Consider the following 23,323-nt stretch of genomic DNA (forward strand, 5'->3'; position numbering starts at 1 on the left):
GCGGGCGGTCCGAGACTTATTCGGGACTCGGCGACCCGCACGCCGGAGCCCCGAGCACTCGCCGGGATCGGCGGTCGGACCGCTGGAAGGTCGCGGGGTTCGGGGCGCTCACGGTGGAGTGCGCGGACCGCCGCCGCCCAGGTCAGCGGCCGCCGAGTGAGTCGGCGGCGAGCAAAGCGTCGTGGAGCAGCGCGGCGTCCACCGCGAACGGTTCGTTGTGGATCGTCTCGCCGGGGGCGGTGGCGCGAGTCGCTATGGCGGACAACGTTTCCTGGTCCGCGTCGGCGAGTCCGAGGTCGGCCAGCGAGGTCGGCAGGCCGACGCGGTCGCAGAAGTCGAGAACGGTGCCGATCTCGTCGTCGGACGCGCCTTCGAGCACCAGTTGGGTGAGCACGCCGAAGGCGACCTTCTCGCCGTGCAGGTACGGGCGGGTCTGCGGCACCGCGGTGAGGCCGTTGTGCACCGCGTGCGCGGCCGCTAGGCCGGAGGATTCGAATCCGAGCCCGGACAGCAGGGTGTTGGCCTCGACGATGCGTTCGAGCGCGGGGGTGACGGTCTGGGTGTGGACCGCCGCCAGCGCCTGCGGACCGTCGGACAGCAAAGTGCGGTAACACAATTCGGCGAGTGCTCCGGCGCTGCGGGTGGACGCGCCGCCGCGCATGTTGCGCACGTGCCCGGCGAGGCAGGTGCGCGCCTCGAACCAGGTGGCGAGCGCGTCGCCCATGCCCGACGTGAGCAGCCGCGCGGGGGCTTGCGCGATGGCCGAGGTGTCCACCAGCACCAGCGCGGGATTGCGGCGCACCAGCTGGTACGCCTCGAATTCGCCTTCCTCCGTGTAGATCACCGAGAGCGCACTGCACGGCGCATCGCTGGACGCGGTGGTCGGACAGCTGATCATCGGCAGCCCGAGATCGTCGGCCACCGCGCGCGCCGAGTCGATCACCTTCCCGCCGCCCGCGCCGAGCACCGCGGCGCTCCCGCTCGCCCGCACGGCCTCGGTGATCCGCGCGAGTTCGGCCCTGCTGCACTCCCCGCCCGACGGATGCACCGAATAGTCGATACTCGACGCCCCGAACGACCGCTCCCACATCTTGGCGAGCAGCCGCCGCGCACTCTTCCCCGCCACGATCAACACCGGCCCGGCGATCCCCAGCCGGCGCAGTTCCTGCCCCAACGCCGCCGTAGCATCGCGCCCCTGCACATAGTGCCCCGGCGAGGAGAACACACTCAGCATCATCCGGCACCTCCCGACTCGAGGGGCGCCGATTCCCCAGCGCACCCGCTGTCCGCCATCGACTCGCCATCAACGCTACGCGCCTGCCCCCGCGCCGCACCGTGGATTCACACCCCTGCCTGGAGATGCCAGGCATAGAAGGAACCTGATGGCCCTTGGACCGGATGCGGGCTCAGAACCCGGTGGTGTCCAGACTCAGATCGAACGGCGCGGGCAACGCGATGGCGGTGCCGAACGAGTAGGGGCCGTGCACGTCGCCGTAGCCGAGATCGTGCGGGTCGGAGAAGAGCGTGCACTCCTTGCGCTGTCGGTCGACCAGCAGATACAGCGGTGCGCCGTACTGGGCGTAGCGCTTGCGCTTGATGATCCGATCGGTGTCCGCGTTCGAATCCGATGTCACCTCGACCACCAGCAGCGTCTGCTTGGGCAAGAGAGCGCCTGCCCCTTCGGCTAGCGCCGTCGGAATAACGGCCAGGTCCGGCATATACCAGTTCACCGAGCCGGGCAGATCCAGATTTCCAGAGCCCATGAGGCAGTCGAGTTCATCTACACGGGCATCGAGCTGCCGACGAATCTGGGCGACGACCTTCTCGTGATCCCACATCGGTGACACCAGTACGATCCGCCCCTCGATGACCTGAGCCCACCGGTGGTCGATGAGCTGCACCGCGTACTTCAGGGCCGCCTCGTGGTTCACTTCGCCATACGCGATCGGCTGCGCCATGGCACTCCACCACCCTTCGCCTCGGCCCGGTCACAACTGCCTGCCAAGCTAAGAATAACCACTGCATCGGACAGGCTCGGCGACGACGCTACCCATCGGATTCGCGCGACCCGCCGGGTTCCAGCGATTCGCGCGTTCGTCAGCGTGGCCAGTAGTGGCGCCAATCCGCAGGGTCGAGTGGGTCGCGGGAGCCGCGGGCGGACTCGGCGGCGTCTTCGGCCGCGCGGATGGCGGCGGCGAAGGACAGGGTGGCCTTGCGGAGGCGTTCTTCGGCGCTGTCGGGGCCGCCGAGGTGGACGACGCGCAGGTCGGGCGGGATCAGGTCGTCGGGGAGGCCTGCTTTGGTGCTGCGGGCGATGATCTTCTCGGCGAGGGCGAGGGCGGGCTGAGCCATGGCGATGCCATCGAGGCAGGAGCGCCGGGACTTCTCGGCGGACTTGCGTTCTTCCCAGGCCCGCTCCTGTGCGGCGATCTTCTCCTCGACGGTGGCGTCGGGGGCGATACCGGAGTCGATCAGGTGCGGGCTGCGGTTGACGAGCTTGGCGACCAGCGCGGCGGCGACGTCGTCGACGGTGAATTCGCCTGCGGCTTCCGCGATTCGGGAGTGGAAGAGCACCTGGAGCAGCAGATCGCCGAGTTCTTCCTTGATGGTCTCGGCATCCGCGTGCTGAATGGCGTCGAGGAGTTCGTAGGTCTCCTCGAGCAGGTAGGGGCGCAGGGAGTCGTGGGTCTGGGTGACCTCCCAGCCACCGAAGTTCCAGAGCCGGTCCATGACCTCGACGGCCCCCGCCAACCCCGCGGCCACCAGTGCTACGTCGCCCGCGGACCGCGACGAATCTCGGCTCTCCGCTGCGCCGTTGCCCGACGCGGAGGGCCCGGGGCCCACCCCGGCGGCGCCGTCCGGAGTACTCATCGAGCCGCCGTCGCCTCGGTGTCCACCGTGAGATCCACTGCCCCCTGCGCCTTTCCGTCCAGCGCGAGCAGCAGGTCGGCGACGAACTGCAACAGCTGCACATCGCGGACCCGATCGGCGCCGACGCTGTCCTCGACCCTGGGCAGCGGCAGTTGCACGACGCCGCTGGCCGCCTTGTAGCCCGCGCTGGGGTAGAGCCGCTTCAACCGCAACTGCTTGGAGTCGGGCAGATTCAGCAGCGGCGAGACCTTCAAAGTCGTTCCGGTGACGGCGATCTCGGTGACGCCGTACTCCCGCGCCACCAGCCGCAGCTTCGCCACCGACACCAGGCGACCCACCTCGACAGGCAGCGGACCGTAGCGGTCGACCAGTTCCTCTATCACCGCGGCGAGGGCCGGATCATCCTGGGCGGCGGCGAGTTTGCGGTACGCCTCCAGGCGGAGCCGATCGCTGGCGATGTAATCGGGCGGGATGTGCGCGTCGACCGGGAGGTCTATGCGGACCTCCTTGACCTCTTCGGTGGTGATCGGCTTGCCGTCCGCCGCGGCGCGATACGCCTCGACGGCCTCGCCGACCAGGCGCACGTACAGGTCGAAGCCGACGCCGGCGACGTGACCGGACTGCTCGGCGCCGAGCACGTTGCCCGCGCCGCGGATCTCCAAGTCCTTCATGGCCACCGCCATGCCCGCACCGAGGTCGGAGTTCTGCGCGATGGTGGCGAGCCGGTCGTAGGCGGTCTCGGTGAGCGGCTTCTCCGGCGGATACAGGAAGTAGGCGTAGCCGCGCTCCCGGCTGCGCCCGACCCGGCCGCGCAGCTGGTGCAGCTGCGAAAGGCCGAGCGCGTCGGCGCGTTCCACGAGCAGGGTGTTGGCATTCGAGATGTCCAGGCCGGTCTCGATGATGGTGGTGCACACCAGCACATCGAACTCGCGCTGCCAGAAGCCCTGCACGGTCTGCTCGAGCATGTCCTCGTTCATCTGGCCGTGCGCGACCACCACCCGCGCCTCCGGCACCAGATCGCGAATCCGCTTGGCCGCCTTGTCGATCGAAGACACCCGGTTGTGCACGTAGAACACCTGGCCGTCGCGCAGCAGCTCGCGGCGGATGGCGGCGGTGACCTGCTTGTCGTTGTACCCGCCGACGTAGGTGAGCACCGGGTGCCGTTCCTCCGGCGGAGTGAGGATGGTCGACATCTCGCGGATGCCCGCCAGGCTCATCTCCAGGGTGCGCGGGATCGGGGTCGCCGACATCGTCAGCACGTCGACGTGCGTGCGCAGCGCCTTGATGTGCTCCTTGTGCTCGACACCGAAGCGCTGCTCCTCGTCGACGATCACCAGGCCGAGGTCCTTCCACCGCACGCCCGTCTGGAGCAGGCGGTGGGTGCCGACCACGATGTCGACCGCGCCGTCGGCCATGCCCTCCAGCACCGCCCGCGATTCGGCGGGATCGGTGAACCGGGACAGACCCTTCACGGTGACCGGGAACCCGGCGACGCGCTCGGTGAACGTCTGCAAATGCTGCTGGGCCAGCAGCGTCGTCGGCACCAGCACGACCACCTGCTTGCCGTCCTGCACCGCCTTGAACGCCGCGCGCACCGCGATCTCGGTCTTGCCGTAGCCGACGTCGCCGCAGACCACGCGGTCCATCGGGACCGGCTTCTCCATATCCGACTTGACCTCGGCGATGGCGGTCATCTGATCGACCGTCTCGGTGAACGCGAACGCGTCCTCCATCTCCTGCTGCCACGGCGTGTCCGCGCCGAACGCGTGCCCCGGTGCCGCCTGCCTGGCTGCGTAGAGCTGCACCAGCTCGCCCGCGATCTCGCGAACGGCCTTGCGCGCCTTGCGTTTCGTGTTCGCCCAGTCGGAGCCGCCCAGCTTGGACAGGCTCGGCATCTCGCCGCCGACATAGCGCGAGAGCTGGTCGAGCGACTCCATCGGCACGAACAACCGGTCGCCGGGCTGGCCACGCTTGCTCGGCGCGTACTCGATGACCAGGTATTCGCGCCGCGCGCCGCCCACGGTGCGCTCGATCATCTCCACGAACCGGCCGATGCCGTGCTGGTCGTGCACCACCATGTCGCCCGCGTTGAGGGCGAGCGGGTCCACCTGATTGCGCCGCTTGGCGGGTAGCCGCTTGCCCTCGGCGGGCGCGGTGACCCGGTTACCGGTCAGATCGGACTCGGCGACCACGACCAGCCCGGCGTCCTCGAACACCAAGCCGTCGTGCAGGGAACCGCACAGCACGCCGACGACGCCCGCGGTCGGCTCCGCGCCCGCGTCCAATGCCGCCGCCGCCACGTCCGCGTCGGCCAACCGCTCCAGCACGCGCTGCGCGGTACCGTGACCGGCCACGACCACCACCGCGCGCCCGCCGGTGGCCACATGCGCGCGTAGCGAGGCGAAGATCGTCGCCACCAATTCGTCGGAGCCACGGGCCGCGGGACCCGCCAGTACCGGAAGCACGACCTCCGCGGGATCGCCCGACTCCAGCGGGCTCAGGCTCCACCACGGCAGGCCGTTCCGGTCGGCACTCTCGTGGATCTCCGGAAGCGCGCGGTAGGAGGAAGCCGCCAGATCGAGCCCGTTCCCGCCGAGCGGCGCGGCGCCGCCGAACGAGGCCGCGGTCCAGGACGCCTCCAGGAACTCCTCCCCGGTGCGCACCAGGTCGGCGGCGCGGGTGCGGATCTTCTCCGGATCGCACAGCAGCACGTGCGTGCCCTCGGCCAGCTGCTCGGTCAGCAACCGCAGCTCACCGGGCTGCAGCACCGGAAGCAGCGCCTCCATGCCGTCCACCGGGATGCCCTCGGCCAGCTTCTCCAGCATCTCGACCAGCGCCGCGTCGGCGGCGTTCGCCTCGGCCACCTCCGCCGCCCGCGCCCGCACCTCGGGGGTGAGCAGCAGCTCCCGGCACGGCGGCGCGACCACCACGTCGACCGGGAGATCGCCGAGCGAGCGCTGGTCGGCGACCGCGAAGGGCCGCAGCTCGGTCACCTCGTCGCCCCAGAACTCGACGCGCACCGGATGGTCGGCCGTCGGCGGGAACAGGTCGAGGATGCCACCGCGCACCGCGAACTCGCCGCGCTTACCCACCATGTCCACCCGGGTGTAAGCGAATTCGACCAGGCGAAGGAGCAATTCGTCGAAATCGAACTCCGCGCCGACCCGCAGCACGATCGGCTCGATGTCGCCGAGCCCGGCCGCCATCGGTTGCATCAGCGAACGCACCGTGGTCACCACCACGCGCAACGGCTCGGGGAACACCGGGTCCGCCCGCCCGTCGCCCGACCACCGCCCCTCATCGAATCGCTCCGCGATGCCGTAGTCCAGGGCGAGCCTGCGCAACACCTCCAGCCTGCGCCCGACCGTGTCCGCGCCCGGCGACAGCCGCTCGTGCGGCAGGGTCTCCCACGACGGGAACTGCGCGACCGTCTCGCCGAGAATCTCCTGCAACTCGACCGTCAGATCGTCGGCCTCCCGGCCCGTCGCCGTCACCACCACCAGCGGCCGCTTGGCCGCCACCGTCGCGGCCACGAACGGGCGCACCGCCGAAGGCGCCACCAACTCGACCGACGACTTCCCGATCAGCTCGGCGACCGTCCGCAGCGCGGCATCCGCTCCGGCCGCCGCGACCAGTCCTTCGAGTGGTGGACGGTGGGTGGACATCGACAACTCCTGAGCTCAAGCGGGTGTTTCGAGCGAACTGAGTCTATTGGCGCGCTGGCGCGCGCGTGTTCGCGGGGCTGTGTTTTCGGCGCGCTGGCGCGCGCGGGGTTCGCGGCCCTTCTTGTCTCGCATCCGAGCGGTCGAGACTCGCGACTACGTCGCATGCGCTTCGACCGCTCGGAAGCGAGACGGCCGCGAACGGGCTCGTAAGACTCGCCCTCGGGGTGGTTGAGAGGGAGAGGAGCGCGCGTTCCGGTCGAAGCGGAAGCTGCGCTCGAGCAGACTTCGGTGTGAACGACCACCGCTGGAGTCGGTGGTTGTGAACCGACTCGGAGCGGGCATCGAGACCGGCGATCGCGGCTTGTCGAGCGCGACGAGCTTCGCGCCGGTAGGGACCCGCTGGTCTGCGCGCGGCGCGGTGGACGGTTCTCCTCATCACACCCGTTGGCACACGCGATCATTGAATTCCCGGCGCGCCTAACGCATTGCGCACCTGCGCTTCCGGCGTTACGGCACGTAGCGGCGCAGGCGGCGGGCGGCGAATTCGCGGAAGTACGAAAGCTTTTCCGGCGGCACGATGGACGGGAGCAGGAAGTACCAAGCCCGCTCCATGCGGGTGGCCATCTGGTCCATCGACTCGGTGCCGACCGCGACGATGTGCACGCCCGCGGTGACCTCTTGCAGTAGCAGGCCGACGACCTCGGGATCGAGGTCGGATTCCAGATCGCCTTGGGCGATGGCACGTTCGGCCAGAAGGCGATACGTGTCACCCCAGGTCTTGGCGATGTTGTCGCCCTGGGCGCCGCGGTAGTCGCCGATCTGGTGGGTGAGCTTGAGCATCGCGCCGACCATCGGATCGTTCATCGACAGGTCGGCCACCACGTACGTGATGCCGATACACGCTTCCAGCGCAGGCACTCTGGGATCGAAGAAGCCCTGGCACGAACTGATCAGTCGCTCGTTGCCCTGATCGACGACGGCGCGCGCCAGTTCTTCCTTCGAACCGAAGTGAAAGTACAAGGCGCCCTTGGTCACGTTGGACTGCGCGATGATCTCGCTCAGGCTCGCATTCGCATATCCCAAGCGCAGAAAGACATCGGCAGCGCCCGCAAGGACGGAATCGCGGGTGATCTCCGCGCGCGCTTGCCTAGCCATCAGATCCGCCTGTCATCCCTAAAACCAGCCATCCTGAAGTAGACCGACATCCCGAAGTAAGACCGACATACCGCCCGAACAGCACCCAGAGGATGGGTGAACCGTACCACCAGGTGGGCGCACGACAGTCAATTCGAGCATTCGGCCGAGCCTCCATCGCAATTCGCTGGTTAACAATCGGTCAGTCCGGCGCGCCCGCGGGCCATTCCGAGCTCAGCTGCGGATCGGCCTCCAGGTGGCTCAGACCGTTCCAACAGAGATTCACCAAATGCGCTGCCACAACCTCTTTGGATGGCTCGCGCACGTCCAGCCACCACGTCGCGGCCGTGGAGACCATACCCACCAAACCCTGTGCGTACAGCGTAGCCAGGCTGGTGTCGAGCTGCCGCCGCTCGAAATCGCCCGCCAAGATGTGCGCGACCTGGTTCACGGCCTCGTTGAGCAGGCTGGAGAAGCGGCCGTCGTCGGTGGTCGCGACCTGGTCGCGCACCAGAATCCGGAAGCCGTCGGTGCGTTCCTCGATATAGGTGAGCAGCGCGAGCGCGACCTGCTCCAGCCGCACCCGCGAACGATTCTGGGTGAGCGAGGAGGTGATCATGTCCAACAGCATCGACATCTCGCGATCGACGACCACCGCGTAGAGGCCCTCTTTGCCGCCGAAGTGTTCGTACACCACGGGTTTGGAGACCTGGGCGCGCTGCGCGATCTCCTCGATCGAGGTCGCGTCGTAACCGCGTTCGGCGAACAGCGCCCTGCCGATCTCGATCAACTGCTGGCGCCGTTGAGTTCCCGTCATCCGCGGACGAGACACGCTGTTCCGCCTCTCCGTGTCAGGTCGCCGGTCGTGAGCGGCTCGCCGGTTCCGCGCCTGGCCACCGAGCTGGCCGTGCCGGGTTCCTGGCGTTCCGGGCGAATTGTCCATATGTTTGCGAAATCAGTCGTTTGCCTGGGGCGTCTGCGGGGTACCACGCCCTCGCGCAAAACCTTACCGCGCGACGCCAACTGTTCCAGACAGCGAGTGCCCCCGAAGTCGTCGGCCGCCCGGCGACCCGCGCCACGCGCGCAGAGGGTGGGTATCGGTTCGACGTGAGCCGGGTCTTCGTGCGAGGATTCAACCCGTGCCGAGGCACAGCGGCGGTTCATCTGGTCCGCCGGTGTGGCGATCCGCCGTAGTGTAATGGCAGCACCTCTGATTTTGGTTCAGATAGTTCAGGTTCGAGTCCTGGCGGCGGAGCACACCGGCACGGTGACTATCGTTGGCCCCGCACATCGCTGACCAAGCAGGTTACAGCCAGCACGATGACAGGCAGCCGAGGGAGATCCATGCCACAGCAGACCGCCGTCGTCGTTCTCGCCGCCGGAGCCGGGACGCGAATGCGGTCGAAGACCCCCAAAGTTCTGCATTCGCTGGCCGGCCGAAGCATGCTCGCGCACGCGCTGCATGCGGCGAACGAGATCGACCCCGCGCACCTCATCACGGTGGTGGGCCACGACAGAGAACAAGTCGGCGCCGCGGTCGCCGCGGTGGCCGCCGAACTCGGCCGCGACATCACCTCCGCCCTGCAGGAGGAGCAGCTCGGCACCGGCCACGCCGTCCAGTGCGCGCTGCGCTCGCTGCCCGACGACTTCACCGGTGACCTGCTCGTCACCTCCGCTGACGTGCCGCTGCTGGACGGGCACACGCTGTCCGCGCTGCTCGACGAGCACCGCAGCTACCCGGAACGTCCCGGCGTCACCGTGCTGACGTTCGTGCCCGAGGACCCGAACGGCTACGGCCGGATCATCCGCGACGCGGACGGTCAGGTCGTCGAGATCGTCGAGCACGCCGACGCCACCCCCGAGCAGGCCGCGATCCACGAGGTCAACTCCGGCGTGTACGCGTTCGACGCCGCGGTGCTGCGCACCATGATCGGCAGGCTGTCCACCGCCAACGCCCAGCACGAGCTGTACCTCACCGACGTGCTGCGGCTGGCCCGCGAGGCCGGGCACCCGGTGCACGGCGCCCGCCTGGTGGACGCGGCCAAGGTCACCGGAGTCAACGACCGGGTGCAGCTCTCGATGGCCGCGCGCACGCTGAACCGCTACATCCTGGAACGCCACATGCGGGCGGGCGTCACCATTCTGGATCCGGCTACCACCTGGGTGGACGCGAGCGTGCGGATCGGCAGGGACGCCGTGCTCCGCCCCGGCGTCCAATTGCTCGGCGCGACGGTGATCGGCGAGGACGCCGAGATCGGACCCGACAGCACGCTCACCGACGTGGTGGTCGGCGACGGCGCGACAGTGGTGCGCACGCACGGCGAGCAGTCCACCGTCGGGCCGGGCGCGGCCATCGGACCGTTCAGCTACCTGCGGCCGGGCACCGTGGTCGGCGACTCCGGCAAGCTCGGCGCCTTCGTGGAGACCAAGAACGCCACCATCGGCGCGCACTCCAAGGTGCCGCACCTCACCTACGTCGGGGACGCGACGATCGGCGAGCACAGCAACATCGGCGCTTCCAGCGTCTTCGTCAACTACGACGGCGTGCGCAAGCATCACACCGTGGTCGGTTCGCACGTGCGCACCGGCAGCGACACCATGTTCGTCGCGCCGGTGACCGTGGGTGACGGCGCTTATACGGCGGCGGGTACTGTACTGCGCAGAAACGTTCCACCGGGTGCGCTCGCGGTATCGGGTGGAGCACAGCGCAATATTGAGAACTGGGTGCAGCGGTACCGGCCGGGGACCGCGGCGGCGATCGCGGCGGCGGCAGCCATCGCGGCCGACGAGATGTCGGGTCAGGCAATCGAGCAAAAGGATGGCAAACAGCAGTGACCGCGTCATGGATCGATAACCAGAAGAACCTGATGCTCTTCGCGGGACGCTCCCATCCTGAGCTGGCCGAGCAGGTCGCCAAGGAACTCGACGTCCACGTCACGCCCCAGATCGCCCGCGATTTCGCCAACGGCGAGACCTTCGTTCGCTTCGAGGAATCCGTCCGCGGTTCGGACGCCTTCGTGCTGCAGAGCTTCCCGGCGCCGGTGAACCAGTGGCTGATGGAACAGCTCATCATGATCGACGCGCTCAAGCGCGGTTCGGCCAAGCGGATCACCGCGGTGCTGCCGTTCTACCCGTACGCGCGCCAGGACAAGAAGCACCGCGGCCGCGAGCCGATCTCGGCCCGCCTGGTCGCCGACATGCTGAAGACCGCGGGCGCGGACCGCATCATCACCGTCGACCTGCACACCGACCAGATCCAGGGCTTCTTCGACGGCCCGGTCGACCACATGCACGCGCTGTTCCAGCTCTCCGAGCACGTGCGCGCCAACTACAGCCTGGACAACATCACCGTGGTCTCGCCCGACGCGGGCCGCGTGAAGGTCGCCGAGAAGTGGGCCGACGCCCTCGGCGGCGCGCCGGTGGCGTTCATCCACAAGACCCGCGACCCGCTGGTCCCCAACCAGGTGAAGTCGCACCGTCCGGTCGGTGACGTGGACGGCCGCACCTGCATCCTGATCGACGACATGATCGACACCGGTGGCACCATCGCCGAGGCCGTGCGCGTGCTGCGCGAGGCGGGCGCGGGCGACGTCGTCATCGCGGCGACGCACGGCGTGCTCTCCTCCCCCGCCGCCGAGCGCCTCACCGCGTGCGGTGCGCGCGAGGTCGTGGTGACCAACACCCTGCCGATCACCGAAGACAAGAAGTTCCCGCAGCTGACGGTGCTGTCCATTGCGCCGCTGCTGGCCCGCACCATCCGCGAGGTCTTCGAGAACGGTTCGGTCACCGGCCTGTTCAACGGCAACGCGTGACGATCTTCTAGCCAACCGACGACGGCCCGGGCTTTGCGCCCGGGCCGTCGTCGTCTCGTCGGCAGGGTGAACGCGCTGGAGATGGTCGGCCGAACGTGATACCCATGTGGGGCAATCGAATACCTAGAGGGGGGCACCGTGACCACGCCGCAGGAACCGCGACCCGGCATCGACTTCGGTAAGGCAGGGGCGCAGGACGACGCCCGTTCGGCGGAGACCCAGGTGTATCAGCCGGGCACGGCGCCGGAGACCCAGGTCTACCAGCCGGGGCAGGGATACGGTGCGGGCACCGCCCCGGAAACGCAGGTGTACCAGCCGGGGCAGGGATACGGTTCCAGCACCGCGCCGGAAACCCAGGTGTACCAACCCGGTTCGGCGAGCGCACCTGAGGTGCCGGCCTATCAGCCGCCGGAACCGCCCGCCTATCAGCCGCCCGCGCCTCCGCAGTATCCGGCCGGTGGCGTCTACGGTTATCCCCCCGTCGACGGCCTTCCCACGGGCACCCCGCCCACGGGCTATCCGCAGCAGCCGAGCCCGTACGACGCACCACCCGCCTACCCCGCCGCTCCCGCGTATCCCCCGGCGCCCGCTTACCCTGCCCCGCCCGCCTATCCGGCCGCACCGGGTTATCCGGCGGCTCCGGCGTACCCGGCCGCTCCGCAGTCCGGCGGCTACGCGCCATATGGGCCTTACGCGCCGACTCAGACGCAGACGCTGTCGATCATCAGCTTCGTCTGCCTCGGCCTGAGTCTGATCGGAACCGCGCTCTGCTTCTTCCCCATCCTGCTCACCGGACCCGCGGGCATCATTCTCGGCTTCGTCGGTCACTCGAAGGGTGAATCGCTCGGCAAATGGGCGGCCATCGCGAACGCCGTCGTGCTGGTGCTGGCGATCCTGCTGGTCGTGTTCGTGATCGGAATCGCGAGCGTCTCGTCCTGACGCGCGCTCGCCGCTCCGCGAATTCCTGGCGTCGAGTTGGCCCCGCCCCGGGACCGGCGGGACGATACTGGGACCCATGAACCGCGACCCGCTGGACATGGGAGACGACGAACAGGAAGACGAGATCCGCGCATACGAGCGCTATATCGAGAACCCGCCCGAGAACCTCACCATCCGCGACCGGGAGAGCGAGGACGACGGCAGGCTCGGCATCGGTGAGGACCTCGACCAGCGCTGGACCAGCCGCCGTCAGCGCGCCGAAGACGCGGCCGAATCCACGCTGCCCGCCGAGGAGGCGGCGATGGGGATCATCGAGGATTCCGATTTGGAGAATTCCGATCTGGAGGATTCCGATTCCTGAGTCACTGCTCGGCCGTGCGCGCGGGGCAGAGGACGGACTACACCCGCCCGTCAGGCGTACCTGCGCCTTTCGGTGATAGAACTCGATCACGTGGTACCCGGGGGTTGGCGAGGCGAACACGACCAGGAGGCCGCTGATGACCACACCGAAGAATCCCGACGAGTCGTCCGAGACACCGCCGACCGGCAGCGCACCGCAGTCGGGGCAGGAATCCGCGACCCCGCCCTCGCTGTCGAAGAAGGCGGAGGAACCCCAGCCGACGGGCACCGAATGGGCGACGCCCGCATCGTCCGAGCAGTTCCCCGGCGAGACGACCCAGCCGTCGAAGCGGTCCCCGGGCGGCGGGGAGTCCTCGTCGTCCGGTAGCGCGGCGGAACCGCCCGTGACGGGCGCGGCACCGCAGTCGACCGGGCCGGAGGGCTGGAATCAGCCGGGAGCGGGTCAGCCCGAGTACCCGTCCGGCGGACAGCCCGGCTATCCCTCAGGCGAACAGCCTCCCTATCCCGGTTCCGGCCAGTACCCCGGCGCCGGTCAGTCCGGCTATCCACCCGGCGGCCAAGCCGATTACCCCGCGGCGCAGCCCCAGCCCCCGTACGGGCAGCAGCCCCCGTACGGCGGCGGCTACCCGCAGGGCGGCTACCCTTCCTACCCGCAGCAGGGCCAGCCCTACGACACCGGGCAGCCGCGCAAACCCGGCACCCAGACCATGTCGATCATCGGCTTCGTCTGCGCCGCGCTGGCGCTGTTCCTGTGCCCGATCCTGTTCGGCCCGGCCGGGATCGTGTTCGGCATCCTCGGCCACAACAAGGGCGAGCCGCTGGGCCGCTGGGCCGCCATCGCCTCCGGTGTCGCGCTGGTCGCCGGACTCATCCTGAGCTTCGTCGTGCTGAACACCGAGATGGTCCCCGACCAGAATTGAGTCGGTGTCCCGTCGTAAGTTCTCGGCTATGAGTGGTTTCGGTGGGTTTCCGTTGGTCGGGCTGGATTTCTACGAGGACCTGGAGGCCGACAACTCCAAGACGTTCTGGAACGCGCACAAGGCCGTGTACGAGGAGTCGGTGCGCGCGCCGATGGTCGCGCTCACCGCGGAGCTGGAAGCCGATTTCGGATCCGCGAAGATCTTCCGCCCCTACCGCGACGTGCGCTTCGCCAAGGACAAGTCCCCGTACAAGACCGCGCAGGGCGCGGTGGTCGGCACCGCGCCGGGCGTCGGCTGGTACGTGCAGATCAGCGCCGCCGGGCTCTTCGTCGGCGGCGGTTTCTACTCCGGGTCGCCCGCGCAGGTCGCGCAGTTGCGCACGTCGATCGACGACGACGTGCGCGGCCCCGAGCTCGAGAAGATCCTCGCCAAGCTGACCAAGGCGGGCTTCACCATCGGTGGGGAGAAGCTCAAGACCAAGCCCAAGGGCTACGACGCGGACCACCCGCGCCTCGATCTGCTGCGCCACAAGTCCCTGACCAGCAGCCGCCAGTTCGGCGCCCCCGAATGGCTGGAGACGCCACGCGCGGCGACGGAAGTGCGCAAGGCCTGGGAGACGATGCGGCCGTTCATCGATCGGCTGACCGCGATCGTCGGCCCGGCGAACGCGTAGGGGTCAGATCCGCGCCGCGAGCACCAAGGCGAAGCGGTCGTCGGGATCGGTCCACACCCGCTCGGTGCGGAAACCCGCGGCCGCGAGTTCGGCGTCGAGTCCGTCGACCCGGAACTTCGCGGAGATCTCCGTGCGCAGCTGCTCGCCGCGCGCGAAGTGCACCGTGAGGTCGAGGTCGGCGACGGTGACGGTCATGTCCTCGGTCGCCGCCAGCCGCATCTCGATCCACTCGCGCTCGGCGTCCCACAGCGCGACGTGCGTGAACTTCTCGGGCTCGAAGTCCGCGCGCAGCCGCTGGTTGAGCACGTGCAGGACGTTCCGATTGAACTCGGCGGTGACCCCGGCGGCATCGTCGTAGGCGGGTACGAGCACCTCGGGTTCGATGACCAGCCCGGCGCCGAGCAGCAGCTGCTCACCCGGCTCGAGCACCTCCCGTATGCCCGCGAGGAATTCGGCGCGCTCGTCGGGGACCAGATTGCCGATGGTGCCGCCGAGGAAGGCGATCATGCGGCGACCGCCGCCAGGCAGGTTGTGCAGCGTGTCGGTGAAATCGCTGACCACGCCGTGTACGGCCAGCCTGGGGAACTCCGCGGCGACCTGTTCGGCCGCCGCCCGCAGCGCCGCTGACGAGACATCCTGCGGCACATAGGTCTTCAACGGTCCCTCGGCGCTCAACGCGGAGAGCAACAGGCGGGTCTTGGCCGCCGAGCCCGCGCCCAGTTCGACGAGGACCTCGGCTTGCGCTGTCCGCGCGATGTCGTCGACGACCCGTTCCAGCAGCGCGCGTTCGGTGCGCGTCGGATAGTACTCGGGCAGCTCGGTGATGCGTTCGAACAGTTCGCTGCCGCGGGCGTCGTAGAACCATTTGGGCGGCAGCCACTTCGGATCGGCGGTCAGTCCGCTTCTGGCGTCGGATCGCAGTGCTGCGGTCAGATCGTCGTCGGATAGGTAGACATCCAGCGTCGGTGCGGTCATTGTGTAGGCCTTTCGGTATCGCTGGTTCGGGGGTCGGAAGGCGCGGGCCGGATGGGAAGGGCTTTCGCGGCTTCGCGATCGGTCAGACGGAGTCGTCGGGCGGGGTCAGTTCTTCGATCGAGAGCACGCCGGGCCTGGCGTACACCAGTTTCCGGTCGGGGATCGGCTGCCAGCGCGGGTCGTCGTCGTACGGTTCGGAGGAAAGGATCGCCACGTCGTCGGTGACCAGCGCGGACAGCGCGTGGTGCACCGTGGTGGCCCACACCTGCTCGCCGTCGCCGATCAGCAGGTTGAGCCGGGCCGTCGGCATATGCCGCAGCACGGCGGCGACCAGCAGGCGCAGCGCGGTCGCCGGAGAACTCGCGTAGCCGCCGGATTCCGCGGAGCGCAACAGGTCTCGCAGCAGCACCCACAGCGCCGCGGCATCGGTGATCGATTCGACCTCGAGCAGCCGCGCCGTTTCGAACAGGCGGGTCGCACCGGCGCGGGTCGCGGCCACGTCCAGATCCGACATGACCGCGGTCAGCACCCGCCGCCATTCCGGGACCGCGCCGTTGTGGCTGAACGCCCAGCGTCCGTCGGTGAATGGCGCGCACGCGGCCCGTTCGATGGGCATACCCACCGTGGCCGATCTGATCGAACCGAGCACCGCGCCCGACACCAATTGGGGCAGTACCTCTTCCACGGCCGGATCGGTCCAGATGGGGTCGGCGTTGCGGTAGCGGCTCGCCTCCGGCGCGCCCCCCGCGCCGTCGCGCCACCACGCGACACCGAAGCCGTCGGCGTTGATGGCGCCGCCTTCGCGCATGTCCTTCGGCGCCCACGCCTGGGTGCGCAGGGAATGCGTACCGCGAGTGAGCAATTCGCCCACGGACGTCGGCGGGCCGACATAGCCCAGGTGACGGCACATCAGATCTCGTCCCGGCCCAGGTCGCGCGCGAGGCGGAAGCCGGAGAAGATCTGGCGGCGGATCGGGTGATCCCAGTTGCGGAAGGTGCCGCGGCAGGCCACCGGGTCGGTGCCGAACGAACCGCCGCGCAGCACGCGGTAGTCACCGCCGAAGAACACCTCGGAATACTCCCGGTACGGGAACGCGCGGAAGCCGGGGTAGGGCTCGAAGCCCGAAGAGGTCCACTCCCAGACATCGCCGATCAGCTGGTGCACGCCCGCGGGCGAGGCGCCCGCCGGGTACGCGCCGACCTCGGCCGGTTCGAGATGGCGTTGTCCGAGATTGGCTGTGGCGGAGTCGGGTTCGGCGTCGCCCCAGGGGTAGCGGCGGGTGGCGCCGGTGTCCGGGTCGTACCGCGCGGCCTTCTCCCACTCGGCCTCGGTGGGCAGCCGCTTGCCCGCCCACTGGGCGTATGCCTCGGCCTCGAACCAGCAGACGTGCAGCACCGGCTGGTGCGGCCGCAGCGGGGCCATCACGCCGAAAACCCTTCGCCACCAGTGCCCGGCCGGATCGCGATCCCAGAACTGGGGCGCGACCAGTCCGGCCTCGACGCGGTGCGCCCAGCCGCGCTCGGACCACAGCTCGGGGCGCTCGTAGCCGCCGTCCTCGACGAAAGCCAGGTACTGCTCGTTGGTGACCGGCGCGGCGTCGATCGCGAAGGCGGGCAGCCGCACCGGGTGCGCGGGGCGTTCGTTGTCCAGCGCCCACGGATCGGTGGAGGTGCCCATGGTGAACTCGCCCGCCGGAATGATCACCTCGCCCGAGACCCGGACGGCCGCCGCCGGAGCGCTCGGCGCGGTGAGCACCGCGGGCCCCGTCCGCAGCTGATGGGTGGCCAGCATGGTCTCGTCGTGCTGCTGCTCGTGCTGGGCGATCATGCCGAACGCGAAACCGCCGTCCACCAACTGGTTTCCACGCAACGCGCTGGTGTCGAGCACGTCGAGCACCTTGTCGCGGACGGTGCCGACGTAGCCGCGGGCCTCGGTCGGATTCAGCAGCGGCAGTTCGGGGCGATTGACCCGCTTGTGTTTGAAGGCGTCGTAGAGCTCGTCGATATCGGCGCGGACGGGGTCGCGCCCGCCCACGTCGCGCACCAGCCACAGCTCTTCCTGGTTGCCGATGTGCGCGAGATCCCAGACCAGCGGACTCATCAGCCGGGAATGCTGGGCGACGAGTTCGGCCTCGTCGACGACGTCGGTCAGGCCGAGGGTCCTGGCGCGTGCGGTGGTGAGCACCTCGGCGATCCGGTCGCGGAGTCGCTCGGTGCCCGAATGGTCGGTGGGGGCAGAAGAAGTGGTCACGGTAACGCTCTCCGGGCGGTAGTGCGGCAGGACGGACCGGACACGCCGCGGCCTCGTCGAATGATGCTGTGCGCGTGGTCGTTACACGCTGCTGGTTGATTCACGACGCGGCCTCCACCCGAGCATCGGTCGGAGTGCGGCCGCGACGACATCGTTGCGAGGCGTCGTCGAGTTCACGAGCCGCCGACCGCGTGCGGGCGTGCGCGGCGGCGAGGGCGAGCAGGTCGACGGCCACCTTCCCGATCTCGGCGTCGGCCAGACCGTAGCGGGCCGCCTGCAACCACCGGCCCGCAACGGGCGCGGCCAGCGCCGTCGCCTCGGCGACCACCGCGGGTGCGGACAGCAGCGCGTCGATGGCGTGAACCGGCACCGTCCAGGTGTCGCCCGGCTGCGCGTCCAGGTAGCGGACCTCCAGGTGCCCCGAGGCGCGGACCGGCGGGAACAAGGTGGTCAGGTGGTAGTCGAGGTCGGCGATGTCGGGGCGGCGGCCGATCTCGTCGTCCAGCGCGCCGGACAGCCAGTCGCCGAAGGTCGCGCCCGGTGGGGCCGCCCATCCGAGACCGTCGCCGTTCGCGGCCGCGTCGGGTCTGCGCACGCACAACAGCGGCACGTCGAGCGCCCAGCGGCCGTAGGCGGCCACGGGGTCGGACCACTCCTGCACCGGCGGGCGGGTCCTGGCGTTGTCGAGGCGGAGCCAGGCGCGCATCCGCTGCGAGGCCCAGGCACCGTCGGGTGCGCCGTGGAGCGAAGGGGAACAGGCGAAGGCGGCGACAAGGGCCGGGCCCATGGCATACAGCGCGGTCCACCGGGCGGTGACCTCGGCGCGGTCGGCGCCCGCGTCGACGCTGACCTGGGCGGCCGCGGTGTTGCACATCATCAGCTTGCCGAAGGGGCCGATGCCGCCGAATGACTGCTCCATGGCGCGGTAGCGGGGCAATTGCAACACCCGCTTCGGGCGGCGGTCCGCGTCGGCGGCGAGCGAAAGGATTCGGATGCACTGGGTTTCGAGCAACTCGCGCAGGTAGCGGGCATCGTCGACAAGGCGCTCGCACAGTTCGGCGGCGGCGGCATACGGTGCGCTGGAGAGTTCGATCTGACCGCCGGGTTCGAGAGTGACCCGGCTTCCCCCCGGCAGCGGTAGCGCGGGCGAATCGGGGGTGATGGACCGCGGAGCGTACGGTCCGAGGGCGGCTGCGAAGGCAGACAGCTGCGGGCGTGGCCCTGCCGCGGGCCCGGACGCCGAACACTCACCCTGCACGGTGAGCCATTCGAGCTCGGCGCCGATCAGCGTCGGTGGCCCCAACTTGAAGCAGACGCCGCCCACATAGGCCTCGGCGGCCGCACGCGTGGACAGATCGCCGGGCTCGATGGCTTGCCTGGCTGATTCCGGATGTTCGAGCATGGCCGCCATGCCAACCTCCACCTGAGTTCGTGCGCGGGCCGGACATCCGTCCGAGCGCCATGATCGTGGTTCGTGTCGCTGTCGTCCGCGCTCGAACACTCATCCGAACGCGCTCTCATCGTGGTTCCGTTCCAACCAGGGTAGCCACGGATACCGACAAAAATCCGTCCAGCAACCGAACAGATGGTCCTACCTGGGGCACTGCGCGAGCGCCTGCGCCGGGACTTCCGTACCGATAAGGTCGTCGACATGCTGGACGAGACACGGGTACGCGAGGACACGCCGGGCTGCCGGTCCGATTCCGGGCTGGTTTTCCTCGACAGCGCGGGCTCCTCGCTCCCGCCCAGGATCGTCCTGGACACCGTCGTCGACCACCTGCGCAGGGAGGCCGAGATCGGTGGCTACCGCGCCGCCAACGAACGCCTCGACGACCTCGCCGCGGTCAAGACCGCGATCGGCGGACTGATCAACGCCGATCCCGGCGCCATCGCCCTCAGTGACAGCGCGACGCGGTCCTGGGCCGACTTCTTCTACTCCGTCCCGCTCGGGCCCGGTGACCGCGTGCTGATCTCCGGATCGGACTACGCCAGCAACGCCATCGCGGCCATTCAGCGGGCCCGCGCGACCGGCGCGACGGTCGAGCGGATCCCGGACGACGGCAGTGGGCAGCTCGACCTGGACGCCATGGCCGAGCTGGTCGACGAACGCGTCAGACTGGTGTCGCTGCTGCACGCGCCGACCAACGGCGGACTGGTGAACCCGGCCGCCGAGGCGACCAGAATCGCCCACTCGGTGGGCGCGCTCGTGCTGCTCGACGCCTGCCAGTCGGCGGGACAGATCCCGATCGACGTGGTCGAACTCGGCGTCGACGCGCTCTCGGTCACCGGGCGCAAGTGGCTCCGCGGGCCGCGCGGCACCGGATTCCTCTATGTGCGACCGGAATTGGCCGCTTCGATGGAGCCGCAGCGGCTCGACTTGCACAGCGCGGAGTGGACCGGTCTCGACGAGTACCGGCTCGCGCCGGACGCCAGTCGCTTCGAATTCTGGGAATGCGATGTGGCGGCCCGGCTCGGGCTCGGCGCGGCCGTTCGATACCTGCTCGACCTCGGGCCGGAGGACGTCTACGCCGCGATCGGCGCGCGGGCGGAGTACCTGCGCAAGGCGCTGCCCGAGATCGGCGGAGTCACCGTGCGCGACAACGGCGTCCGGCACAGCGGCATCGTCTCGTTCACGGTGGACGGGCGCGCCGCCACCGAGGTGCGCGACCGGCTCGCCGCCCAGAACATCACGGTCACGGTCAGTTTCGCCAGTTCCACACTGCTGGACATGACGGCGCGGGGTCTGGACTCGGTGGTCCGCGCGTCCCCGCACTGCTTCGTCTCCTTCGAGGAACTGGACCGATTCGTGGCCGCCGTCGCCGCGCTCTGATGTCGCAGCGCGAACTCGTCGTGCTCGGCACCGCAAGCCAGGTGCCGACCAAGCAGCGCAACCACAACGGCTATCTGCTGCGTTGGGGCGCCGAGGGTGTGCTGTTCGATCCCGGCGAGGGCACCCAGCGTCAGATGGCGTTCGCGGGGCTGGCGGCGGGCGACATCACGCGGATCGCGGTGACGCACTTCCACGGTGACCACTGCCTCGGATTGCCCGGCATCGTGCAGCGGATCAACTTGGATCGGGTCGCCCATCCGGTGGACGTGTACTACCCGGCTTCCGGCGAGGCGTATTTCGAGCGGCTGTGCAATGCCACGGCGTTCTACCGGACGGTCGAGCTGCGGGCGCGGCCGATCGCCGGGCCCGGTGCGTTGCCCGCGCCGGACGCGCCTTTCGGTATCGAGGCAGTGCCGCTGTCGCATCCGGTCGAGGCGTTCGGCTATCGACTGACCGAGCCCGCCGGGCATCGGATGCTGCCGGACCTGCTGCGCGCCCGCGGTGTTCGCGGACCCGACATCGGCCGCCTGCAACGCGAAGGCGTTCTCGAAATCGACGGCGGCGCCGTCACTCTGGCCGAGGTCAGCGAGCCGAGACCGGGGCAGAGTTTCGCCTTCGTCATGGACACCCGCCTGTGCCAAGGCGTGTACGAATTGTCTTCCGGCGTAGACGTTCTGGTCATCGAAGCGACCTTCCTCGACGCCGACGCCCACCTCGCCGAGGAATACGGCCACCTCACCGCAGGCCAAGCGGCGCGCGTCGCCGCCGAAGCAGGCGCCCACACCCTCGTCCTCACCCACTTCTCCCAGCGCTACCGCACCCTCGACGGCCACCGCGCCGAAGCGGAGAAGTACTTCACCGGCGACCTGGTCATCGCCGAAGACCTGACGCGAATCCCGTTCCCCCCGCGCCGCTAATCGCGGAACAGATCGTCCGCGTCCTCGACCACCGCCGCGCGCCGCAGCCATGCCGACAGCTGTTCGGTCTCGGCACAAGCCGAGATGCGATCGCGGACATCGTCCGGCACCGGGATCGCCCGCACGTTCAGCACGACGAACACCGAGTCTCTGATCGCATCCCGCTTGCCCTGTCGTATGCCCGCCTTCTCGCCGTCGGCGAAGTATCGCCGAGCGAACTCGCTCTCATATACGTATGGGCGCCCGCCGATACGCATCATCAGCGTCTCCCCACACCGTCGTCACACATGGAAGAGCAATGACCTTGTAAACCAGCGGAGCCAAAGTGCACCGGCGCCCGCTCCAATGGCTCGGCGCTACTCCGCGAACAGCTCCTCAGCCGTCGCAACCGTTACCGCACTGCGCACCCACTGGGTCAGCCGCTCGATGTCGGTACACGCCGTGATGCGATCGCGGGCCTCGTCGGATACCGGAATGCCACGCGCCTCCAGCACCGTGAGCAGGGCACGGACTTCGCCCTCCGCTTCCCCCTTCTGCTGCCCATCCGCGAAATACCGGCGGGCGAAGTCACTCTGATATTCGTAATTGCGGAGCGTGGAGGTCATCAGCGTCTCCCAAACGGATCGGGCGGCTCTGGGCAGCCTCTCGAGGATGAAGTCATAGTACAGCTTGGACCGGTCTGCCTCGAAAGTCGCGAGTGCCGCCACGGCGGCCGCGAACACCTTCGCGTTGTCCGGGTGCGTGTGGTGCGACGCAGCCGACAGCACCGCGAGTTCCGGCAGCGTATTGGCGGTTTCCAGGTCGGTGACCACCGGGACGGCGGACGGATCGAGTACCAGCGGCACCAGCCGGGCATACGGGTGGCCATACCCGAAATCGATCGGCTTCGCCGCCCAACGCGCGGTCCGCTTGTCAGGGCACAGCACCAGCAGCACCGTCGGGCACTTCCACCGCGCTCGCAGTGCGGCGACGTAAACCGGCCACGACCACCGCTTGTCCGGATCAGGACGTAGCTGGACCTCGACCACCACCGCCAGCACCGGCCCTGCCGCGGCATGCAGCACCGCCACCGAATCCGCGTGGTACTCGGTCGGCGCCAGAATCGGCAGGTCACCGGACAGGTTCTCGATTTTGTCGAACTCGGGCAGCTGCCAGCCGAGCGCTGCCAGCAACGGCGGGATCAAGTCCGGTCGGCTCCGGAACATGTCGATGATCAGCTCATGCTGGTGCGATGGCATGCGCGGCACAGTACCGGCGCGCACCGACGGAACCGATCGCCGTCGGCGTGCCGCTCCGCGACGCGCCGTACCAGCGGAAAGTTGTTCAGCTGAGGTGTAATTCGAGGATTTCGTCGACCAGTGTCGAGTCGTCTGCGCTGGGCGCGACGAGGGTGAGGCTGCGGTTCGCGCGGAGGGTGGCCAGGCCGTGTAGTGCGGTCCAGAGGAGGAGGGCGCGGTCGGGGGTGGCGGGGCAGGTCCGGCGGACGAGATCGGCGAAGCGGTCGAAGAGCGGGAGGGTGGTGGCGCGCAGGTTCGCGCCGGAACCTTCGAGGAGGTCGTGCCGGAACATGAGGGTGAACATCTGCGGGCGGGCGGCCGCGAAGCCGACGTAGTCGACGGCCATGCGGCGCAACCGCTCTCGCGCCGGAGCGTCCACGGCGTCGGACGTGGTGAAGCGCTCGGCGAGGTCGGCGAAGCCCCGCGCCGCGATGGCCGCCAGCAGCGCCTTGTGGGTCGGGAAGTGGCGGCGGGGCGCGCCGTGCGAGACGCCCGCCGCGCGGGTGATGGCGCGCAGCCCGAGCCGGTCCGCACCTTCCTGTTCCAGCAGATCGACGCCGACGGCGATCAGTCGTTCGCTCAGCGGTTCGTTCCCTGCCACGCGAAACATTGTGCCCCTTCGGTGAGGCGCCCGCGCCCAGTGGGGTAGACAATGTCTACGCGCGCCGTGTAGACATTGTCTACGTTTTCGCCGATGGAG

Annotated in this window: 21 protein-coding genes and 1 tRNA gene; 9 read left to right on the forward strand and 13 right to left on the reverse strand. The window is 69.1% G+C overall.

Going from position 1 to position 23,323, the window contains the following annotated elements; all coding sequences use genetic code 11:
• Window positions 1-142: 142 nt before the first annotated feature.
• The 6 genes from ACRWNM_RS07315 to ACRWNM_RS07340 all read right to left on the reverse strand — a co-directional run bounded on the left by ACRWNM_RS07315 (window position 143) and on the right by ACRWNM_RS07340 (window position 8,487).
• Complete coding sequence (locus ACRWNM_RS07315) at window positions 143-1,234, reverse strand: glycerol dehydrogenase (protein ID WP_431964803.1); 1,092 nt, start codon at window positions 1,232-1,234, stop codon at window positions 143-145.
• Window positions 1,235-1,406: 172 nt separating this feature from the next.
• Complete coding sequence (locus tag ACRWNM_RS07320) at window positions 1,407-1,958, reverse strand: Uma2 family endonuclease (RefSeq protein WP_431964805.1); 552 nt, start codon at window positions 1,956-1,958, stop codon at window positions 1,407-1,409.
• A 139-nt stretch (window positions 1,959-2,097) separates the two neighbouring features.
• Window positions 2,098-2,871 (reverse strand): MazG family protein, encoded by a 774-nt coding sequence (locus ACRWNM_RS07325; protein ID WP_431964807.1) that lies wholly within the window; start codon window positions 2,869-2,871, stop codon window positions 2,098-2,100.
• Window positions 2,868-6,536 carry a transcription-repair coupling factor gene (mfd, locus tag ACRWNM_RS07330; protein WP_431964809.1) on the reverse strand — a complete coding sequence of 1,223 codons (3,669 nt, stop codon included), beginning with the start codon at window positions 6,534-6,536 and terminating at the stop codon, window positions 2,868-2,870. The genes ACRWNM_RS07325 and mfd overlap by 4 nt, the downstream gene beginning before the upstream one ends.
• A gap of 507 nt (window positions 6,537-7,043) precedes the next feature.
• Window positions 7,044-7,691: a TetR family transcriptional regulator gene (locus tag ACRWNM_RS07335; RefSeq protein WP_431964811.1), complete on the reverse strand. Its 648-nt coding sequence runs from the start codon at window positions 7,689-7,691 to the stop codon at window positions 7,044-7,046.
• Between the two features lie 181 nt (window positions 7,692-7,872).
• Window positions 7,873-8,487 carry a TetR/AcrR family transcriptional regulator gene (locus ACRWNM_RS07340; RefSeq protein WP_431964813.1) on the reverse strand — a complete coding sequence of 205 codons (615 nt, stop codon included), beginning with the start codon at window positions 8,485-8,487 and terminating at the stop codon, window positions 7,873-7,875.
• Window positions 8,488-8,854: 367 nt separating this feature from the next.
• Here ACRWNM_RS07340 and ACRWNM_RS07345 point away from each other — a divergent pair.
• The 7 genes from ACRWNM_RS07345 (at window position 8,855) to ACRWNM_RS07375 (ending at window position 14,374) form a co-directional block, all read left to right on the forward strand.
• Window positions 8,855-8,925 (forward strand) — tRNA-Gln (locus tag ACRWNM_RS07345).
• An 89-nt stretch (window positions 8,926-9,014) separates the two neighbouring features.
• Entirely contained in the window at window positions 9,015-10,505 is a 1,491-nt protein-coding gene (gene glmU / locus ACRWNM_RS07350; protein ID WP_431964815.1) for a bifunctional UDP-N-acetylglucosamine diphosphorylase/glucosamine-1-phosphate N-acetyltransferase GlmU, read from the forward strand.
• Window positions 10,502-11,482 (forward strand): ribose-phosphate diphosphokinase, encoded by a 981-nt coding sequence (locus ACRWNM_RS07355; protein WP_431964817.1) that lies wholly within the window; start codon window positions 10,502-10,504, stop codon window positions 11,480-11,482. Before glmU ends, ACRWNM_RS07355 begins: the two co-directional genes overlap by 4 nt.
• 138 nt (window positions 11,483-11,620) lie before the next feature.
• A complete protein-coding gene (locus ACRWNM_RS07360) occupies window positions 11,621-12,421 on the forward strand; it encodes a hypothetical protein (protein ID WP_431964819.1) in 801 nt (266 codons plus the stop codon).
• 76 nt (window positions 12,422-12,497) lie between these two features.
• Window positions 12,498-12,782: a hypothetical protein gene (locus ACRWNM_RS07365; RefSeq protein WP_431964821.1), complete on the forward strand. Its 285-nt coding sequence runs from the start codon at window positions 12,498-12,500 to the stop codon at window positions 12,780-12,782.
• Between the two features lie 136 nt (window positions 12,783-12,918).
• Window positions 12,919-13,701: a hypothetical protein gene (locus tag ACRWNM_RS07370; RefSeq protein WP_431964823.1), complete on the forward strand. Its 783-nt coding sequence runs from the start codon at window positions 12,919-12,921 to the stop codon at window positions 13,699-13,701.
• A 28-nt stretch (window positions 13,702-13,729) separates the two neighbouring features.
• A complete protein-coding gene (locus ACRWNM_RS07375) occupies window positions 13,730-14,374 on the forward strand; it encodes a DUF2461 domain-containing protein (RefSeq protein WP_431964825.1) in 645 nt (214 codons plus the stop codon).
• 3 nt (window positions 14,375-14,377) lie between these two features.
• Here ACRWNM_RS07375 and egtD read toward each other — a convergent pair whose 3' ends face one another.
• The 4 genes from egtD to egtA form a co-directional block, all read right to left on the reverse strand.
• Window positions 14,378-15,349, reverse strand: a complete 972-nt coding sequence (egtD, locus tag ACRWNM_RS07380) for an L-histidine N(alpha)-methyltransferase (RefSeq protein WP_431964827.1) — start codon at window positions 15,347-15,349, stop codon at window positions 14,378-14,380.
• Window positions 15,350-15,431: 82 nt separating this feature from the next.
• Complete coding sequence (egtC, locus tag ACRWNM_RS07385; protein WP_431964829.1) at window positions 15,432-16,259, reverse strand: ergothioneine biosynthesis protein EgtC; 828 nt, start codon at window positions 16,257-16,259, stop codon at window positions 15,432-15,434.
• Complete coding sequence (gene egtB, locus ACRWNM_RS07390; RefSeq protein WP_431964831.1) at window positions 16,259-17,599, reverse strand: ergothioneine biosynthesis protein EgtB; 1,341 nt, start codon at window positions 17,597-17,599, stop codon at window positions 16,259-16,261. Before egtB ends, egtC begins: the two co-directional genes overlap by 1 nt.
• A gap of 100 nt (window positions 17,600-17,699) precedes the next feature.
• Entirely contained in the window at window positions 17,700-19,010 is a 1,311-nt protein-coding gene (gene egtA, locus ACRWNM_RS07395; protein WP_431964833.1) for an ergothioneine biosynthesis glutamate--cysteine ligase EgtA, read from the reverse strand.
• 240 nt (window positions 19,011-19,250) lie between these two features.
• Between egtA and ACRWNM_RS07400 the strand changes: the two genes are divergently transcribed.
• The gene (locus ACRWNM_RS07400) at window positions 19,251-20,429 is read left to right on the forward strand and encodes an aminotransferase class V-fold PLP-dependent enzyme (protein WP_431964835.1); all 1,179 of its coding nucleotides are present in this window, start codon (window positions 19,251-19,253) and stop codon (window positions 20,427-20,429) included.
• Window positions 20,429-21,346, forward strand: a complete 918-nt coding sequence (locus ACRWNM_RS07405; protein WP_431964837.1) for a ribonuclease Z — start codon at window positions 20,429-20,431, stop codon at window positions 21,344-21,346. The genes ACRWNM_RS07400 and ACRWNM_RS07405 overlap by 1 nt, the downstream gene beginning before the upstream one ends.
• On the opposite strand, the gene ACRWNM_RS07410 is transcribed toward ACRWNM_RS07405, so the two are convergent.
• The 3 genes from ACRWNM_RS07410 to ACRWNM_RS07420 all read right to left on the reverse strand — a co-directional run bounded on the left by ACRWNM_RS07410 (window position 21,343) and on the right by ACRWNM_RS07420 (window position 23,233).
• Window positions 21,343-21,606: a hypothetical protein gene (locus ACRWNM_RS07410; protein ID WP_431964839.1), complete on the reverse strand. Its 264-nt coding sequence runs from the start codon at window positions 21,604-21,606 to the stop codon at window positions 21,343-21,345. The two genes, ACRWNM_RS07405 and ACRWNM_RS07410, sit on opposite strands and share 4 nt — an antisense overlap.
• Window positions 21,607-21,702: 96 nt before the next feature.
• Complete coding sequence (locus ACRWNM_RS07415; protein ID WP_431964841.1) at window positions 21,703-22,584, reverse strand: hypothetical protein; 882 nt, start codon at window positions 22,582-22,584, stop codon at window positions 21,703-21,705.
• 85 nt (window positions 22,585-22,669) lie between these two features.
• Window positions 22,670-23,233 (reverse strand): TetR/AcrR family transcriptional regulator, encoded by a 564-nt coding sequence (locus tag ACRWNM_RS07420; RefSeq protein ID WP_431964843.1) that lies wholly within the window; start codon window positions 23,231-23,233, stop codon window positions 22,670-22,672.
• Between the last annotated feature and the right edge of the window lie 90 nt (window positions 23,234-23,323).

The organism is Nocardia sp. bgisy134 (assembly GCF_965341865.1).
Classification (GTDB): domain Bacteria; phylum Actinomycetota; class Actinomycetes; order Mycobacteriales; family Mycobacteriaceae; genus Nocardia.